The sequence below is a fragment of the Escherichia sp. MOD1-EC5990 genome, from assembly GCF_002965285.1.
Lineage (GTDB): Bacteria > Pseudomonadota > Gammaproteobacteria > Enterobacterales > Enterobacteriaceae > Escherichia > Escherichia coli_F.
In genome coordinates this window covers 1-15,965 of record NZ_PTRV01000006.1, presented here as the reverse complement: position 1 = coordinate 15,965, position 15,965 = coordinate 1, and the positions used below count along the sequence as shown (strand labels likewise).

Annotated in this window: 20 protein-coding genes; 10 read left to right on the top strand and 10 right to left on the bottom strand. The window is 50.5% G+C overall.

The window, feature by feature from the left end:
- The first annotated feature begins 23 nt into the window (after positions 1 to 23).
- The 3 genes from BEB42_RS27090 to yecF are packed head-to-tail and all read left to right on the top strand — an operon-like array spanning position 24 to position 565.
- Positions 24 to 140, top strand: a complete 117-nt coding sequence (locus BEB42_RS27090; RefSeq protein WP_001302039.1) for a hypothetical protein — start codon at positions 24 to 26, stop codon at positions 138 to 140.
- Between the two features lie 37 nt (positions 141 to 177).
- Positions 178 to 354: a protein YecU gene (yecU, locus tag BEB42_RS26205; RefSeq protein ID WP_001302050.1), complete on the top strand. Its 177-nt coding sequence runs from the start codon at positions 178 to 180 to the stop codon at positions 352 to 354.
- The gene (gene yecF / locus BEB42_RS08740; protein WP_000106474.1) at positions 341 to 565 is read left to right on the top strand and encodes a DUF2594 family protein YecF; all 225 of its coding nucleotides are present in this window, start codon (positions 341 to 343) and stop codon (positions 563 to 565) included. The genes yecU and yecF overlap by 14 nt, the downstream gene beginning before the upstream one ends.
- A gap of 66 nt (positions 566 to 631) precedes the next feature.
- On the opposite strand, the gene sdiA is transcribed toward yecF, so the two are convergent.
- From sdiA to BEB42_RS08700, 8 genes are all read right to left on the bottom strand, one after another.
- A complete protein-coding gene (gene sdiA, locus BEB42_RS08735; protein ID WP_001154281.1) occupies positions 632 to 1,354 on the bottom strand; it encodes a transcriptional regulator SdiA in 723 nt (240 codons plus the stop codon).
- Positions 1,355 to 1,583: 229 nt separating this feature from the next.
- A complete protein-coding gene (tcyN, locus tag BEB42_RS08730) occupies positions 1,584 to 2,336 on the bottom strand; it encodes an L-cystine ABC transporter ATP-binding protein TcyN (protein WP_001272993.1) in 753 nt (250 codons plus the stop codon).
- The gene (tcyL, locus tag BEB42_RS08725) at positions 2,333 to 3,001 is read right to left on the bottom strand and encodes a cystine ABC transporter permease (RefSeq protein WP_001158220.1); all 669 of its coding nucleotides are present in this window, start codon (positions 2,999 to 3,001) and stop codon (positions 2,333 to 2,335) included. The genes tcyN and tcyL overlap by 4 nt, the downstream gene beginning before the upstream one ends.
- A gap of 14 nt (positions 3,002 to 3,015) precedes the next feature.
- A complete protein-coding gene (gene dcyD / locus BEB42_RS08720; RefSeq protein ID WP_001128207.1) occupies positions 3,016 to 4,002 on the bottom strand; it encodes a D-cysteine desulfhydrase in 987 nt (328 codons plus the stop codon).
- Between the two features lie 104 nt (positions 4,003 to 4,106).
- A complete protein-coding gene (gene tcyJ / locus BEB42_RS08715; RefSeq protein WP_001353139.1) occupies positions 4,107 to 4,907 on the bottom strand; it encodes a cystine ABC transporter substrate-binding protein in 801 nt (266 codons plus the stop codon).
- Positions 4,908 to 4,994: 87 nt separating this feature from the next.
- A complete protein-coding gene (gene fliZ / locus BEB42_RS08710; RefSeq protein WP_001353138.1) occupies positions 4,995 to 5,546 on the bottom strand; it encodes a flagella biosynthesis regulatory protein FliZ in 552 nt (183 codons plus the stop codon).
- Between the two features lie 45 nt (positions 5,547 to 5,591).
- On the bottom strand, positions 5,592 to 6,311 hold the full coding sequence (fliA, locus tag BEB42_RS08705) for an RNA polymerase sigma factor FliA (RefSeq protein WP_001087467.1): 720 nt from the start codon (positions 6,309 to 6,311) through the stop codon (positions 5,592 to 5,594).
- Positions 6,312 to 6,476: 165 nt separating this feature from the next.
- Positions 6,477 to 8,183, bottom strand: a complete 1,707-nt coding sequence (locus BEB42_RS08700; RefSeq protein ID WP_000079725.1) for a FliC/FljB family flagellin — start codon at positions 8,181 to 8,183, stop codon at positions 6,477 to 6,479.
- Between the two features lie 265 nt (positions 8,184 to 8,448).
- Here BEB42_RS08700 and fliD point away from each other — a divergent pair, with 265 nt between their 5' ends.
- From fliD to amyA, 4 genes are all read left to right on the top strand, one after another.
- Positions 8,449 to 9,855, top strand: coding sequence for a flagellar filament capping protein FliD (gene fliD / locus BEB42_RS08690; RefSeq protein ID WP_000146761.1), 1,407 nt, complete (start codon positions 8,449 to 8,451; stop codon positions 9,853 to 9,855).
- A gap of 24 nt (positions 9,856 to 9,879) precedes the next feature.
- Positions 9,880 to 10,290: a flagellar export chaperone FliS gene (fliS, locus tag BEB42_RS08685; protein WP_000270663.1), complete on the top strand. Its 411-nt coding sequence runs from the start codon at positions 9,880 to 9,882 to the stop codon at positions 10,288 to 10,290.
- A complete protein-coding gene (gene fliT / locus BEB42_RS08680; RefSeq protein ID WP_001015026.1) occupies positions 10,290 to 10,655 on the top strand; it encodes a flagella biosynthesis regulatory protein FliT in 366 nt (121 codons plus the stop codon). The genes fliS and fliT overlap by 1 nt, the downstream gene beginning before the upstream one ends.
- Before the next feature lie 77 nt (positions 10,656 to 10,732).
- Positions 10,733 to 12,220 (top strand): alpha-amylase, encoded by a 1,488-nt coding sequence (amyA, locus tag BEB42_RS08675; protein WP_001245699.1) that lies wholly within the window; start codon positions 10,733 to 10,735, stop codon positions 12,218 to 12,220.
- A 33-nt stretch (positions 12,221 to 12,253) separates the two neighbouring features.
- On the opposite strand, the gene yedD is transcribed toward amyA, so the two are convergent.
- The gene (gene yedD / locus BEB42_RS08670) at positions 12,254 to 12,667 is read right to left on the bottom strand and encodes a lipoprotein YedD (RefSeq protein ID WP_001353137.1); all 414 of its coding nucleotides are present in this window, start codon (positions 12,665 to 12,667) and stop codon (positions 12,254 to 12,256) included.
- Between the two features lie 186 nt (positions 12,668 to 12,853).
- Between yedD and yedE the strand changes: the two genes are divergently transcribed.
- From yedE to BEB42_RS08650, 3 genes are all read left to right on the top strand, one after another.
- A complete protein-coding gene (gene yedE, locus BEB42_RS08660) occupies positions 12,854 to 14,059 on the top strand; it encodes a selenium metabolism membrane protein YedE/FdhT (protein ID WP_000118920.1) in 1,206 nt (401 codons plus the stop codon).
- Positions 14,056 to 14,289 carry a sulfurtransferase-like selenium metabolism protein YedF gene (gene yedF / locus BEB42_RS08655; RefSeq protein ID WP_000790504.1) on the top strand — a complete coding sequence of 78 codons (234 nt, stop codon included), beginning with the start codon at positions 14,056 to 14,058 and terminating at the stop codon, positions 14,287 to 14,289. Before yedE ends, yedF begins: the two co-directional genes overlap by 4 nt.
- Before the next feature lie 108 nt (positions 14,290 to 14,397).
- Positions 14,398 to 15,069, top strand: coding sequence for an SOS response-associated peptidase (locus BEB42_RS08650; protein WP_000334634.1), 672 nt, complete (start codon positions 14,398 to 14,400; stop codon positions 15,067 to 15,069).
- Between the two features lie 39 nt (positions 15,070 to 15,108).
- Here BEB42_RS08650 and BEB42_RS08645 read toward each other — a convergent pair.
- A partial coding sequence (locus tag BEB42_RS08645) for an RNA-guided endonuclease InsQ/TnpB family protein (RefSeq protein WP_105267293.1) occupies positions 15,109 to 15,965 on the bottom strand: 857 nt, incomplete at its 5' end.

Here is a 15,965-nt window from a genome sequence, read left to right as displayed (position 1 = left end):
TGTCAATTCGATTGTCCACAGTTATGGTCACGCCCGTCACCAACGGCTTACCGGATCGTTTCACAGTAAGCCCTGCGACGAAATGTGACAAAAATTACCTTTATTCAGCAAAAATGAAAATCAGCCCGCTGAATATGTAACATTAATTAACCCGAACAATACGGGCAAAAAACATTCATGATAAAAATATTTATTGGTCATTATATTAACGCATTTAATAGCACCGTTGACGGCACGCTCAAAAAACAACCACTGCTATTTTTAGCAAAGCTTATGGTATACTCCGCCGCCTTAACATTTTTCACCGCAAATTTTCATTGCAACATGACGAGGAAAATAAATGAGTACGCCTGATTTTTCTACTGCCGAGAATAATCAAGAACTGGCAAATGAAGTCTCCTGCCTGAAAGCGATGCTGACGCTGATGCTGCAGGCGATGGGACAAGCTGACGCGGGCCGCGTGATGTTAAAGATGGAAAAACAGCTTGCGCTGATCGAAGACGAAACCCAGGCTGCAGTATTTTCCAAAACGGTTAAGCAAATTAAACAAGCCTACCGTCAGTAATATAAAACCGGCTGAGAGCGTGCCTTTCAGCCGGTTTTTGCATCTGGCACGCAGAAAGAAAAGCGATCAAATTAAGCCAGTAGCGGCCGCGTAACAGGCCACCTGGGTCTTATTCGGTGCATTGATTTTTTTCTGCATGTTTTTCTGATGGAAATTGACCGTATTCTCAGAGATTGACAAAATCATCGCTATCTCTGCTGATGTCTTCCCTTCCGCCGTCCATTTCAGAATTTCTTTTTCGCGCTTGCTGAAATTCATCTCTGGCGTCATCACTATTTCATCATTTAAACGCATCAGAGCCATCAGACTTTCGCGCACCAGTAACTGCATTTTTAATTGCAGTTCATCACTAAGAATGGGTATTTCGCGCGTGCTGCAACGGGAAAAGGACAAAAAGCCCAGCGCCCGATTTGGCAGCATTAAATACTGAGTGACACCGCGGCGTAAACCATGTGCGCGCGCGGCTTCCCATAATGGCTGTGCTTCGCTGAATAAGTCATCATTCCACATTAAATGGCCCTGACTAAAGTTTTCAGGGTTCAGCACAGGATCAATGGCGAGAAAGTTTTTTGCCTGATAATAACTCACCCACGACTCAGGGTAATTGGTGTAGAAAGCTACTTTAGGTCGCGTGAATGGTACCGGGTGGCGAACACATAACGAATAGTAATCGTACTCCAGCTGCTGAGCCTGAAGCTCTATTTCATGGTAGACCTCTTCTGCGGCCTCCATCCTCTGAAAACGCAACAGCATCGTGCGACGCCAGCTGAAAAAATCCGTATCCTGCATAGTAAACCGCAACGCCCCTGAGAGTGAGTATCATTTATAATGATAATTCAAACTATCACATAAATAAGATTTATATATAATTTATATTATTCAGGCAATGAATTACTTTTGCAAGCCATCGCATTCTCTTATGTTATTAATAAGTTATGCTGATTTGTTAAGCAGTTTTATCACGTTTGAAGTGGCGTCCCGCCCCGACTGGTAAATCGTCGGGGCTGATTTTTTCTTATTATTGCAGCAGAAACTTCTCGAGGAACTGGCGGGTGCGAGGCAGCTGAGGATCGGCAAATAACGCTTTTGCGGCCCCCTGCTCGACTATCCGCCCCTGGTCCATAAAGATCGCCCGGTCCGCAACATCCCGGGCAAAGCTCATTTCGTGCGTCACAATCACCATCGTGCGCTTTTCCTGCGCCAGCTGGCGGATGGTGTTCAGGACTTCGCCCACCAGCTCTGGATCCAGCGCTGACGTTGGCTCGTCAAACAAAATCACCTCAGGACGCATTGCCAGCGCACGCGCAATTGCGACACGCTGCTGTTGACCGCCAGACAAACGACGTGGATAGCTGGTTTCTTTGCCTGCCAGCCCAACTTTCGCCAGCAGCTCGCGAGCGCGCGCCGTGGCCTCTTCTTTCGGTTCGCCTTTGACGATCACCGGCCCTTCAATAATGTTTTCCAGCACCGTACGATGCGGAAACAAATTAAAGTTCTGGAAGACAAACCCGACGTGCTGACGCAACTGGCGAATCAGCGATTTTTGCTGACTTAATGAACGTGCAGTATCAATGGTGATATCGCCAACGGTGATGGTTCCCGCTTCCGGTTGTTCCAGCAGATTTATGCTGCGTAGCAACGTGGTTTTGCCGGAACCGCTCGGACCGATAATTGCCACTACTTCGCCAGGCTTCACCTCAAGGTCGATACCGTGCAGCACCGTCTGACCGTGGAATTTTTTCACCAGGTTCTTAACTTCAATGGCACTCATTTTGGTTCTCTCTCCTGGCGATTAAGTTGATTCTCAAAATGGTTCTGCAACGTCGATAACACTGTCGCCATGATCCAGTAGATGAGCGAAGCCGCCAGATACATGGTGAACACCTCCAGCGTACGCGAGGTAATCAACTGCGCCTGACGGAACAGCTCCGGCACCTGGATTGTCGCGGCCAGCGACGTATCTTTTACCAGGCTGATAAAGCTGTTCGACAGCGGCGGCAACGCCACCCGCGCCGCCTGTGGCAAAATCGCGCGACGCATGGTCTGCCACGGCGTCATACCAATACTGGCAGCAGCTTCCCACTGACCTTTATCAATAGAAGAAATGGCGGCACGCAGCGTTTCGGCAGCATAGGCGGCAGTGTTTAGCGACAGACCAATCATTGCTGACGGAATGGGATCTAGTTCGATGCCAAACTGCGGCAAGCCGTAATAGATCATAAACAGTTGTGCGATGAGTGGCGTACCACGAAAAATAGAGATATAAAAACGCGCCAGCCAGCGCACGGGCCAGATTGGCGAAAGGCGCATCAGCGCGAGAATAAACCCTAGCAGTAAGCCAAAAAACATGCCGCCGATACTGAGTTGCAGCGTATACCCAGCCCCTTTCAGCAGGAACGGCAAGGAATCAATAACCAGTTGTATACTTTCTTGCATGAGCGTTTCCGGAGCTAAACGTGGGGATGATAGGCGAACAGCGCAGGCGCGCCGCCGGTATGAATAAACAGAATCGGCCCTTCATCTTTGAAGCGTTTCTGACTGATACCGTCAATCAGCCCCGCCATCGCTTTTCCGGTATACACAGGATCAAGCAGAATGCCTTCCAGCCGCGCCAGCAATTTCACTGCTTCCATGCCTTCGTCGTTCGGCACGCCGTAGCCAGGTGCAAAATAGTCATCCCAGAGTAAAATTTCCGCTGATGCGGTCAGCTCCAGTTCTTTCGCAATCGCCTGTTGGAGGTTAACCACTTTCGGCAATTGATCGGCAACGGAACGCGACACGGTCACGCCAATCAGTTCGCTTTCAGGCATCAGGTGTTCCAGCCCAACAGCCAGTCCGGCGTGAGTTCCGGCACTGCCCGACGCGACCACCACCGACGAAATATTAACCGCCCCTTCACACTGTTGCGCGATTTCCAGCGCACTCTCCACATAACCCAGCGCACCCAAAGCATTAGAACCGCCAACCGGAATGACATACGGGCGAAAGCCTTGTGCTTCGACTCGCGTCGCCAGGTCCTCCAGTTGGGCATTGGGATCGGTCAGTGCGTCGCACATTTCAATCTGGGTATTGAACAGATCCAGCAACAAACGATTGCCGTTGGTTAAATAGTTTTCTGCGGTTGTGCCAATAGGATTTTCCAGCAGCGCCACGCAGTGCAGACCGAGTTTCGCAGCGACTGCGGCAGTCTGGCGCACATGGTTAGACTGGATCGCCCCGGCAGTAATCAGCGTATCGGCACCTTCGCGCAGAGCATCTGCCGCAAGAAATTCCAGCTTACGTAATTTATTGCCGCCCATTGCCATGGGGGTGACGTCATCCCGTTTGATGAAAATTTCCCGTCCAAGATAATCAGAAAAGCGTGGCAGATATTCGAGCGGCGTTGGCGCGCCGATAAATTCCAGCCGTGGAAAACGGGTTAAATTATGCAGTGGCATAACAGCCTCCGATGTGTGTTGTTGTGATTTTCTTATTATGCACGCTGAAAACGCGTAAATAAAAAAGGCGCTAGTGAAAGCGCCCTTTTTTGTCATTATGCTGATTATTTGGTCACATCAGCACCAAACCATTTTTCAGAAAGGGCTTGCAGAGTGCCATCTTTTTGCATTTCCGCAATTGCATCATTCACCGCTTTCAGCAGGTCTTCATTTCCTTTACGCAGCGCTACGCCAGACTCCTGACGGGAGAATGCTTCACCGGTTACTGCCAGCGTATCGTTGGTTTTCTTCACCAGATCCAGCGCAGCCAGACGGTCAACGAGGATCGCATCAATACGGCCTACGCGCAGATCCTGATATTTGGTCGGGTCATCATCATAGGTACGCACATCGACGCCCTGAACATTTTGGCGCAGCCACTCTTCATAGTTGGTGCCCAGACCGACACCCACTTTTTTGCCTTTCAGATCATCAGCCGTTTTAATGCTGCCTTCGTTACCTTTTTTCACCAGCGCCTGAATACCGGAAATGGTGTACGGGGTAGAGAAATCGTATTTTTTCTTGCGCTCGTCAGAAATAGTGACCTGGTTAATCACCACATCAATGCGTTTAGAGTCCAGCGACGCCAGCATACCGTCCCATTTGGTCGGTTTTAGTGACGCCTCAACGCCAAGATGTTTTGCCAGCTGTTGGGCGAATTCCACTTCAAAACCGGTTAATTTGCCGTCATCCCCCTGAAAACTGAACGGCGGATAAGTTCCTTCCAGCCCTACGAGCAGCGTACCGCGCTCTTTAACTTTATTAAGCAGACCTTCATCTGCAAAACTTTTAACGCTCATGCCCGCAACCAGCGCCACGGCCATCACACCCATCAATGCCTGACGTCCCAGATGTGCTAATTTCATATTCACCCCGAATGTTGTTATGTCTGTTTGCAGTGTAGAGCCATTGTTTGTAAACACAAAAACAACTCCGCTACATCTTATTCTTATTTAATATATATCAGAAGCAGGCAGGCTGGAGGATTTCTGCACAAGTCCGGTACACGTTTGACGCTGATAGTGTTGATACTTCCGTAATGCGATGCGGTAATTGTTGGTGCTGGTGGTGGGCAGCCACGGGGCGAGGATTTCATCAAGGAAACCACCCTGCAGCTGTTCGAGGGAAATATTTTGCTCGTGTAGATGATTCCCCAAACGGCGCAGACGAACGACATATTCACGCACCGTACCTGGGCTCATTTCAGTTTGCTCAAAAAGAAATTGCTTAAAGCCGATAATATCGAAAAAATCACTCTGTGTTTTGCAATGTAAATCACCGCAGAATCGGCACAATGCCGCCCATGATTTTTGTTCCACTTGCCAGCCATTTTCATCAAGCAGCGTGTCCAGGCGGGAAATCTCGATTTTATTCACTATTTTGCCGTCGCGAACGAGGGTAATGCGATCGAGTAATTTACGGCAATGCGCGCAATGGGTCTGGCTGTGTTTAAAGTCTTTAAGATAGCGGCTTAATGGCCGTCTTTTCAGGTGCTGCACCATCATTAAGAACTCCTGGTAGTCAAAATTAAAGTGCGGCATTTACTGACGTTATAACTTACCCAGTTTAGTGCGTAACCGTTTAATGGCCTGGCTGTGTAACTGACTGACCCGCGATTCCCCGACCTCCAGCACCGCGCCAATCTCTTTAAGATTCAGCTCTTCCTGGTAATAGAGGGTTAATACCAGTTTTTCGCGCTCCGGCAACGTTTCGATGGCTTCCATCACCCGCTGGCGCAGATTACTGTCCAGCAGTTGTTGTAGCGGGTTTTCTCGCTGATGATCATCAGTAACCAGTTCGATGCTATCGCCGTGCTCTTCGCGCCACTCATCGTAGGAGAAGAGCTGGCTGTTATTGGTGTCGAGCAACATTTGGCGATAGTCGGCAATATCGATCCCTAAACGTTCCGCTACCTCAGTTTCCGTGGCGTTGCGGCCAAGTTCCTGCTCCAGTTGCCCTATTGCCTGTGCCACTTCACGCGCGTTGCGTCGCACGCTGCGCGGCACCCAGTCACGGCTGCGAAGTTCATCCAGCATAGCGCCACGGATACGCTGCACTGCGTAAGTTGTAAATGCCGTTCCTTGTAGGGCGTCATAGCGTTCGACGGCATTAAGTAACCCAATGCCGCCCGCCTGTAGCAGATCGTCAAGTTCCACGCTCGCGGGCAGTCGAACCTGCAGGCGCAATGCTTCGTGACGCACCAGCGGGACATAACGCTGCCACAGCGAGTGTTTATCCATTACACCTTCAGCGGTATAGAGTGAATTCACGATAAACAGCCCTGCGTTATATGAGTTATCGGCATGATTATCCGTTTCTGCAGGGTTTTTAATCGGACGATTAGTGGGTGAAATGAGGGGTTATTTGGGGGTTACCGGTAAATTGCGGACAGAAAAAACCCCGCCGGTGGCGGGGTTTGAGAGGCATTCAGACGATTAACCCTGCAGCAGAGACAGAACCTGCTGCGGTACCTGGTTGGCTTTTGCCAGCACGGAGTTACCGGCCTGCTGGATAATCTGCGCTTTCGACATGTTGGACACTTCGGTCGCATAGTCGGCGTCCTGAATACGGGACTGCGCTTCAGACAGGTTGGTAGTGGTGTTGTTCAGGTTAGTCACCGCAGAATCCAGACGGTTCTGGATAGCACCCAGGGATGAACGGAATTTGTCGATGGAGCTGATAGCGTCGTCCAGGGCAGCCAGAGGATCTTTGGTTGCAGTGCCTGCACTGGTGGTTTCAGTGGTCAGTTTACCTGTAGAGTTAACATAAGCCTGTGCCCCAACAGTAGCTGCAAATTTACCAGTTGCACCTGCGCCATTTGAAGCTACAGTTACTGTACCGGTATCCTTATCGACGTTGTAGTTGATAGTGTAAGATGCGGTTGTGGTGAGCTCTTTGTCTGCATCAGTATAGGTGTCATTCGAATTACCAGCACCATTAGTATTCGCACCACCGAAAGACGCAGTTGCAGACTGAATACCTGTATTATACTTAATTGTCGCACCAGTAACTGCTGTGTTAGCCGTTGCAGCACTCTGTACTGTGCTCAGAACAGTATCAGCACTTACCGTTTTGGTGTAGGTTACGCCAGAAGTTGCCGCAGCACCAAAGTTATAAGTTGTGCCAGACAGCTGGATAGAACCAGTTGTCGCTAAAGTACTACCGCTAGCAAACAGATCGGACAATTTCGCTGAAGATGCAATGCCGGCGTTGTTTGTAGATAGGTTACCAGTGGCGTCCAGGTACGCGGCTTTACCACCGATGGTCACATCGCCATTAGCATCTACATCAAACTTCACATCACCAGTACTACGAGTATAAACACCTGATGCAGTAGTGCCAGCCGCTGGTTTCAGAGTATTTGCAAAGTTAACAACATCACCATCTGCAACTGTTGCTTGAGTGGTGAAGTTCCCTTTAGCCGCATCATAAGTATAGGTCGCAGCACTCGAGCCAGTAGTAGTAACTGTATCTCCGGTTTTCAGGCGAGACAGTGCATCGCTAGCGCTGAGAGCTGTATTGTTTGTGGTCACAGCATAAGGACCTGTTCCCGTTGCACCAGCAGCGGTCAGATCGCTGACTGTAGCAGCTTTGTTCGCAATAGTACCTTTGCCGTTAACGTTAAACCCATTCAGCCCCAGCGTATCAGAGTCAATTTTCTTCAGATCAATAGTGATAGTCTGGCCGTCATTCGCACCAACCTGAATTTTCATCGAACCGTCTTTTGCCAGTACGTTCACGCCGTTGAACTGGGTCTGGCCGGATACGCGGTCAATTTCGTCGAGACGGGATTTGATTTCGTCCTGGATGGAGTCCAGGTCAGAATCGGAGTTAGTCCCTGTAGTGGCCTGAACCGTCAGTTCACGAATACGCTGTAAGTTGTTGTTGATTTCGGACAGCGCGCCTTCAGTGGTCTGCGCAACGGAGATACCGTCGTTGGCGTTACGGGCCGCCTGAGTCAGGCCTTTAATATTAGAAGTAAAACGGTTAGCAATCGCCTGACCCGCTGCGTCATCCTTCGCGCTGTTAATACGCAAGCCAGAAGACAGACGCTCGATAGAACTCGACAGCGCAGACTGGTTCTTGTTGATATTATTTTGAGTGATCAGCGAGAGGCTGTTGGTATTAATGACTTGTGCCATGATTCGTTATCCTATATTGCAAGTCGTTGATTACGTATTGGGTTTCCACCCGTCGGCTCAATCGCCGTCAACCCTGTTATCGTCTGTCGTAAAACAACCTTTAGAATTTTTTTCACAAACAGCCATTTTTTGTTAGTCGCCGAAATACTCTTTTCTCTGCCCCTTATTCCCGCTATTAAAAAAAACAATTAAACGTAAACTTTGCGCAATTCAGGCCGATAACCCCGGTATTCGTTTTACGTGTCGAAAGATAAAAGGAAATCGCATGGCAAGTATTTCATCGCTGGGAGTCGGGTCAGGTCTGGATTTAAGTTCAATCCTCGATAGCCTCACCGCCGCGCAAAAAGCGACGCTAACCCCTATTTCAAATCAGCAATCGTCGTTTACCGCTAAACTTAGCGCCTACGGTACGCTGAAAAGCGCGCTGACGACTTTCCAGACCGCCAATACTGCATTGTCTAAAGCCGATCTTTTTTCCGCCACCAGCACCACCAGCAGCACCACCGCGTTCAGTGCCACCACCGCGGGTAACGCCATCGCCGGGAAATACACCATCAGCGTCACCCATCTGGCGCAGGCGCAAACCCTGACCACGCGCACCACCAGAGATGATACGAAAACGGCGATCGCCACCAGCGACAGTAAAATCACCATTCAACAAGGCGGCGACAAAGATCCGATTACCATTGATATCAGCGCGGCTAACTCATCGTTAAGCGGGATCCGTGATGCTATCAACAACGCAAAAGCAGGCGTAAGCGCAAGCATCATTAACGTGGGTAACGGTGAATATCGTCTGTCAGTCACATCAAATGACACCGGCCTTGACAATGCGATGACGCTCTCGGTTAGCGGTGATGATGCGCTACAAAGTTTTATGGGCTATGACGCCAGTGCCAGCAGCAACGGCATGGAGGTCTCGGTCGCCGCCCAGAATGCGCAGCTGACGGTCAACAACGTCGCCATTGAGAACAGCAGCAACACCATCAGCGACGCGCTGGAAAACATCACCCTGAACCTGAACGATGTCACCACGGGCAACCAGACGCTAACCATCACTCAGGACACCTCCAAAGCGCAAACGGCAATTAAAGACTGGGTGAATGCCTATAACTCGCTAATAGATACCTTCAGCAGCCTGACCAAATACACCGCCGTAGATGCGGGGGCTGATAGCCAGAGTTCTAGCAATGGCGCACTGCTCGGCGACTCCACGTTGCGGACGATTCAGACGCAGTTGAAATCGATGCTGAGTAATACCGTTAGTTCTTCCAACTATAAAACGTTGGCGCAGATTGGTATCACGACCGATCCCAGCGATGGCAAACTGGAACTGGATGCCGACAAACTCACCGCTGCACTGAAAAAAGATGCCAGCGGCGTAGGTGCATTGATTGTTGGCGATGGTAAAAAAACCGGCATCACGACCACCATCGGCAGCAACCTGACCAGTTGGCTTTCGACAACGGGCATTATTAAAGCCGCTACCGATGGCGTTAGTAAGACCCTGAATAAGTTAACTAAAGACTACAACGCCGCCAGCGATCGCATTGATGCGCAGGTCGCTCGCTACAAAGAACAATTTACCCAACTGGACGTTTTAATGACCTCGTTAAATAGCACCAGCAGCTACTTAACGCAGCAGTTCGAAAACAACAGTAATTCCAAGTAATCAATATTCATCGGGAGACAGGTCATGTACGCGGCAAAAGGCACCCAGGCCTATGCACAAATTGGCGTCGAAAGCGCCGTAATGAGCGCCAGCCAGCAGCAGCTGGTCACCATGCTATTTGATGGAGTGCTGAGCGCACTGGTTAGAGCGCGCCTGTTTATGCAGGACAACAATCAGCAAGGCAAAGGCGTCTCTTTGTCAAAAGCGATCAACATCATTGAGAACGGGCTGCGGGTGAGTCTTGATGAAGAGAGCAAAGACGAACTAACCCAAAACTTGATTGCTCTTTATAGCTATATGGTCAGGCGCTTGCTGCAAGCCAATTTACGCAACGATGTCTCCGCAGTCGAAGAAGTGGAAGCATTAATGCGCAATATTGCCGATGCCTGGAAAGAGTCTTTACTCTCCCCTTCTTTGATTCAGGACCCAGTCTGATGAACCATGCACCGCATTTGTATTTCGCCTGGCAACAACTCGTCGAAAAAAGCCAGCTCATGTTACGCCTGGCAACTGAAGAACAATGGGACGAACTCATCGCCAGCGAAATGGCGTATGTGAATGCGGTGCAGGAGATTGCACATCTGACTGAAGAGATTGATCCGTCCACCACGATGCAGGAGCAACTCCGCCCGATGCTGCGCCTGATTCTCGACAACGAAAGCAGGGTAAAGCAGTTATTGCAGATTCGGATGGATGAACTGGCGAAACTGGTCGGTCAGTCATCGGTGCAAAAATCGGTGTTAAGTGCCTATGGCGATCAGGGCGGCTTTGTGCTGGCTCCGCAGGATAACCTCTTTTGAATCTTAACGAGCTGATGGCTCGCGAATAATCCGATTACGGCTACGCTTCTAATGTTCCCCTTGAATGGAGTCGAAGAATGCGTAATCCCACGCTGTTACAATGTTTTCACTGGTATTACCCGGAAGGCGGTAAGCTCTGGCCTGAACTGGCCGAGCGCGCCGACGGTTTTAATGATATTGGTATCAATATGGTCTGGTTGCCGCCCGCCTATAAAGGCGCATCGGGCGGGTATTCGGTCGGCTACGACTCCTATGATTTATTTGATTTAGGCGAGTTTGATCAGAAAGGCAGCATCCCTACTAAATATGGCGATAAAGCACAACTGCTGGCCGCCATTGACGCCCTGAAACGTAATGACATTGCGGTGCTGTTGGACGTGGTAGTCAACCACAAAATGGGGGCGGATGAAAAAGAAGCTATTCGCGTGCAACGTGTAAATGCTGATGACCGTACGCAAATTGATGAAGAAATCATTGAGTGCGAAGGCTGGACGCGTTACACCTTCCCCGCCCGTGCCGGGCAATACTCGCAGTTTATCTGGGATTTCAAATGTTTTAGCGGTATCGACCATATCGAAAATCCTGATGAAGATGGCATATTTAAAATTGTTAACGACTACACCGGCGAAGGCTGGAACGATCAGGTTGATGATGAACTCGGTAATTTCGATTACCTGATGGGCGAGAATATCGATTTTCGCAATCATGCCGTGACGGAAGAGATTAAATACTGGGCGCGCTGGGTGATGGAACAAACACAATGCGACGGTTTTCGTCTTGATGCGGTCAAACATATTCCGGCGTGGTTTTATAAAGAGTGGATCGAACACGTACAAGAAGTTGCGCCAAAGCCGCTGTTTATTGTGGCGGAATACTGGTCGCATGAAGTCGATAAACTGCAAACGTATATTGATCAGGTGGAAGGCAAAACCATGCTGTTTGATGCGCCGCTGCAGATGAAATTCCATGAAGCATCGCGCATGGGACGCGACTACGACATGACGCAGATTTTCACTGGGACGCTGGTGGAAGCCGATCCTTTTCACGCCGTAACCCTCGTTGCCAACCATGACACCCAACCGTTGCAAGCCCTCGAAGCGCCCGTCGAACCGTGGTTTAAACCGCTGGCGTATGCGTTAATTTTGTTGCGGGAAAATGGCGTTCCTTCGGTGTTCTATCCGGATCTCTACGGCGCGCATTACGAAGATGTCGGCGGTGACGGGCAAACCTATCCGATAGATATGCCAATAATCGAACAACTTGATGAGTTAATTCTCGCCCGTCAGCGTTTCGCCCACGGTGTACAGACGTTATTTTTCGACCATCCGAACTGCATTGCCTTTAGCCGCAGTGGCACCGACGAATATCCCGGCTGCGTGGTGGTTATGTCAAACGGGGATGATGGCGAAAAAACCATTCATCTGGGAGAGAATTACGGCAATAAAACCTGGCGTGATTTTCTGGGGAATCGGCAAGAGAGCGTAGTGACCGACGAAAACGGCGAAGCGACCTTCTTTTGCAACGGCGGCAGCGTTAGCGTGTGGGTTATCGAAGAGGTGATTTAAATTCATCCCCGGCGGCAAGCCGGGGAGATTTCATTACGGCAGTGGCGTCGGTAACGGCGCTTTATCCAGCGCGGCGGCACACTCTGCCGTCGGGCGATCCACACGCTCCATCGTCATACCATCGTACTCAATGGTGTTACCGTCACGCTCAACCTCGTACAGCTCACGTTTTACGGTAACGTTAGTGAGATCGTCAGACATCAATGTCAACTTACCCGGCACAGCAATCACCCGCTGCCACTGACGGCAATCCAGGGTATCGCCCTCTTTAGTGACAATCAGGCTGCCTATCGCTTCCGGACTGACCAGCGCACTTTGCGGCCCTTTGGTCTGCCAGTAGCCCGCCAGCCAGTCCGGCGCGGGGGTTTTAACGACATTGTTATAGTTTTCGACTTCGGCACAGCCCGCCAGCAACATGAGCGCGCCTGCAATTGCGAGTTTTTTCATCATTCGTCCTGCATGAGAAGAAAAGAGGATTGTGGCATTAAAGCCCTGATGTCGCCAGCCTTTCCAGGTTCAGAGAGAAATTTGATCTAACCATTATTTTTGTGAATTATTACCCCGAAAATAAATTTGCATGGTGTATGATCCGCGACTCTTGTTTCAAACCTTCTGAGTTCAGAGGCTACATTCATGTCATGGCAGCAATTCAAACACGCCTGGTTGATTAAATTCTGGGCGCCCATCCCCGCGGTCATCGCGGCGGGTATTCTCTCCACTTACTATTTTGGCATCACTGGCACCTTTTGGGCAGTCACGGGTGAATTTACCCGTTGGGGCGGTCAGGTTTTGCAGCTGTTTGGCGTCCATGCTGAAGAGTGGGGTTATTTTAAAATTATTCATCTGGAAGGATCGCCATTAACCCGCATCGACGGAATGATGATCCTCGGTATGTTTGGCGGCTGCTTTGCTGCAGCGCTGTGGGCCAACAATGTCAAACTACGCATGCCGCGCAGCCGTATCCGCATTATGCAGGCCATCATTGGCGGCATTATCGCCGGTTTTGGCGCGCGTCTGGCAATGGGCTGTAACCTGGCGGCGTTCTTTACCGGCATTCCTCAGTTCTCGCTGCATGCCTGGTTCTTTGCCATCGCCACTGCCATTGGTTCATGGTTTGGCGCGCGCTTTACCCTGCTGCCCATCTTCCGTATTCCCGTGAAAATGCAGAAAGTTTCTGCCGCCTCACCGCTGACGCAAAAACCGGATCAGGCGCGGCGTCGTTTTCGTCTCGGGATGCTGGTCTTTTTCGGCATGCTGGGCTGGGCGCTACTGACGGCGATGAACCAACCAAAACTGGGGCTGGCAATGCTGTTTGGCGTCGGCTTTGGTTTACTGATTGAACGTGCGCAAATCTGCTTTACTTCGGCGTTCCGCGATATGTGGATCACCGGACGTACCCACATGGCGAAAGCAATTATTATCGGTATGGCGGTAAGTGCCATCGGGATCTTCAGTTACGTACAGTTAGGCGTTGAACCCAAAATCATGTGGGCAGGTCCAAACGCGGTAATTGGTGGTTTGCTGTTTGGATTTGGCATCGTGCTGGCAGGCGGCTGCGAAACCGGCTGGATGTACCGCGCGGTAGAAGGCCAGGTGCACTACTGGTGGGTCGGTCTGGGCAATGTGATCGGCTCAACGATTCTGGCGTATTACTGGGATGATTTCGCTCCGGCGCTGGCCACCGACTGGGACAAAATCAACCTACTGAAAACCTTTGGTCCGATGGGTGGCCTGCTGGTGACATATTTGCTGCTGTTTGCTGCGCTGATGTTGATTATCGGCTGGGAAAAACGCTTCTTCCGCCGTGCGGCACCGCAGACAGCCAAGGAGATCGCATGAAAAATATCGTTCCTGATTACCGCCTTGATATGGTGGGTGAACCCTGCCCTTATCCGGCAGTTGCAACCCTTGAGGCGATGCCGCAGTTAAAAAAAGGTGAGATCCTGGAAGTGGTGAGCGACTGTCCGCAGTCGATCAATAATATTCCACTGGATGCGCGTAATCACGGCTATACGGTGCTGGATATTCAGCAAGACGGGCCGACCATTCGTTATTTAATTCAGAAGTAATCCCTCATTCCCGCTGTGGCCAACAGCGGGAACATCGTTACCTCTGTATCACATAGATTTTACCCGCCCCCTCTCCTATTCTTTTCAGTATGATCTCAGGAGGTTGCTATGTGTGGACGCTTTACCCAATCCCAAACGCGTGAAGATTACCTTGCGCTTCTCGCGGAAGATATTGAACGCGATATTCCCTACGATCCCGAACCTATTGGCAGATACAACGTCGCGCCGGGAACCAAAGTTCTTCTGCTCAGTGAACGTGATGAACACCTTCATCTGGATCCGGTTTTCTGGGGATATGCTCCCGGATGGTGGGATAAACCGCCGCTGATTAACGCCCGCGTAGAAACTGCGGCAACCAGTCGTATGTTTAAACCGCTCTGGCAACATGGTCGGGCAATCTGTTTTGCCGATGGCTGGTTTGAGTGGAAAAAAGAAGGCGACAAAAAACAGCCTTATTTTATCTATCGCGCTGATGGACAACCTGTTTTTATAGCCGCGATAGGTAGCACACCGTTTGAGCGTGGTGACGAAGCCGAAGGATTTTTAATTGTCACTGCAGCAGCAGACCAGGGTCTGGTAGATATTCATGACCGCCGCCCGCTGGTACTGTCGCCAGAAGCTGCGCGGGAATGGATGCGGCAAGAGATTAGCGGTAAAGAAGCCTCTGAAATTGCTGCCAGTGGCTGTGTTCCAGCAAACCAGTTCACCTGGCACCCTGTGTCGCGCGCGGTGGGTAATGTCAAAAACCAGGGCGCGGAGTTAATTCAACCTGTTTGTTGACATCCTCCACGCCCTGAAGGACGTGGATCCCTGCTACGTTCAGGCTGTCGCCTGAATCATTTCGGTGGGTTCCTGCTTCAACGGGCGGCCTGACTGCACCATCTCTCCACAGGCAAGAACGGCGTGCCCCGCCGCTAAAATGTTACGAGCGCCGTTTACATCGGCGTTCGCTGTATATCCACATACCTGGCATCTGAATTTACTTTGTGACAGGCGATTTTCTTTCGCTGTATGACCACAGCACGCGCAACGCTGGCTTGTGTACGCTGGCGGAACAGCAAGCACCTGACCGCCACGCCAGAGCTGCTTGTACTCAAGCTGGCGGCGCATTTCATACCAGCCCTGATCCAGTATCGTACGGTTTAAACCTGATTTTGCCCGGACATTGCGCCCCGGCTGGCTGACCGTACCCGCTGCTGACTTTGACATGTTGCTGACCTTCAAATCCTCAATGACTATCATTGCGTGGTTTTTGCTGACGGTCGTTGTGACTTTGTGAAGGTAGTCCCTGTGGATATTTGCGATACGGGAATGCAGTCGCTGTATTTTGCGTTTCTGCTTCTGCCAGTTATTGCTGAATTCGACCTTGCGGCTTAACTGTCGCTGAAGTCTCGCCAGCGTCTTCTGGTTTTTCTGAAAACTGTTTACAGGCTTAAAGACTGTGCCATCTGACAGCGTGGCGAGTTTAGCCACGCCAGCATCCAGCCCGACCATTGATGCTGAAGGATGAACCGGAGTTGATACTTCACTTTCTGTCTGAATACTGATGTACCACTTACCGCAGGACTGGCTGACAGTGACATTTTTCACAACACCCGTGACCTGACGGCTATTCCGGTAGCGCATCCAGCCAAGTTTCGGCAGAAAAATACGGCTGTTTTCCTGATCGAGCTTAA

Excerpts from the sequence above, each read along its gene's own strand:
- tcyJ (WP_001353139.1), bottom strand. The coding sequence starts at position 4,907 with ATGAAATTAGCACATCTGGGACGTCAGGCATTGATGGGTGTGATGGCC.
- fliZ (WP_001353138.1), bottom strand. The coding sequence starts at position 5,546 with ATGATGGTGCAGCACCTGAAAAGACGGCCATTAAGCCGCTATCTTAAA.
- BEB42_RS27090 (WP_001302039.1), top strand. The coding sequence starts at position 24 with ATGGTCACGCCCGTCACCAACGGCTTACCGGATCGTTTCACAGTAAGC.
- tcyN (WP_001272993.1), bottom strand. The coding sequence starts at position 2,336 with ATGAGTGCCATTGAAGTTAAGAACCTGGTGAAAAAATTCCACGGTCAG.
- yedE (WP_000118920.1), top strand. The coding sequence starts at position 12,854 with ATGTCATGGCAGCAATTCAAACACGCCTGGTTGATTAAATTCTGGGCG.
- amyA (WP_001245699.1), top strand. The coding sequence starts at position 10,733 with ATGCGTAATCCCACGCTGTTACAATGTTTTCACTGGTATTACCCGGAA.
- sdiA (WP_001154281.1), bottom strand. The coding sequence starts at position 1,354 with ATGCAGGATACGGATTTTTTCAGCTGGCGTCGCACGATGCTGTTGCGT.
- BEB42_RS08650 (WP_000334634.1), top strand. The coding sequence starts at position 14,398 with ATGTGTGGACGCTTTACCCAATCCCAAACGCGTGAAGATTACCTTGCG.
- fliT (WP_001015026.1), top strand. The coding sequence starts at position 10,290 with ATGAACCATGCACCGCATTTGTATTTCGCCTGGCAACAACTCGTCGAA.
- fliD (WP_000146761.1), top strand. The coding sequence starts at position 8,449 with ATGGCAAGTATTTCATCGCTGGGAGTCGGGTCAGGTCTGGATTTAAGT.
- BEB42_RS08700 (WP_000079725.1), bottom strand. The coding sequence starts at position 8,183 with ATGGCACAAGTCATTAATACCAACAGCCTCTCGCTGATCACTCAAAAT.
- fliS (WP_000270663.1), top strand. The coding sequence starts at position 9,880 with ATGTACGCGGCAAAAGGCACCCAGGCCTATGCACAAATTGGCGTCGAA.
- yedF (WP_000790504.1), top strand. The coding sequence starts at position 14,056 with ATGAAAAATATCGTTCCTGATTACCGCCTTGATATGGTGGGTGAACCC.
- dcyD (WP_001128207.1), bottom strand. The coding sequence starts at position 4,002 with ATGCCACTGCATAATTTAACCCGTTTTCCACGGCTGGAATTTATCGGC.
- yecF (WP_000106474.1), top strand. The coding sequence starts at position 341 with ATGAGTACGCCTGATTTTTCTACTGCCGAGAATAATCAAGAACTGGCA.
- yecU (WP_001302050.1), top strand. The coding sequence starts at position 178 with ATGATAAAAATATTTATTGGTCATTATATTAACGCATTTAATAGCACC.
- yedD (WP_001353137.1), bottom strand. The coding sequence starts at position 12,667 with ATGAAAAAACTCGCAATTGCAGGCGCGCTCATGTTGCTGGCGGGCTGT.
- tcyL (WP_001158220.1), bottom strand. The coding sequence starts at position 3,001 with ATGCAAGAAAGTATACAACTGGTTATTGATTCCTTGCCGTTCCTGCTG.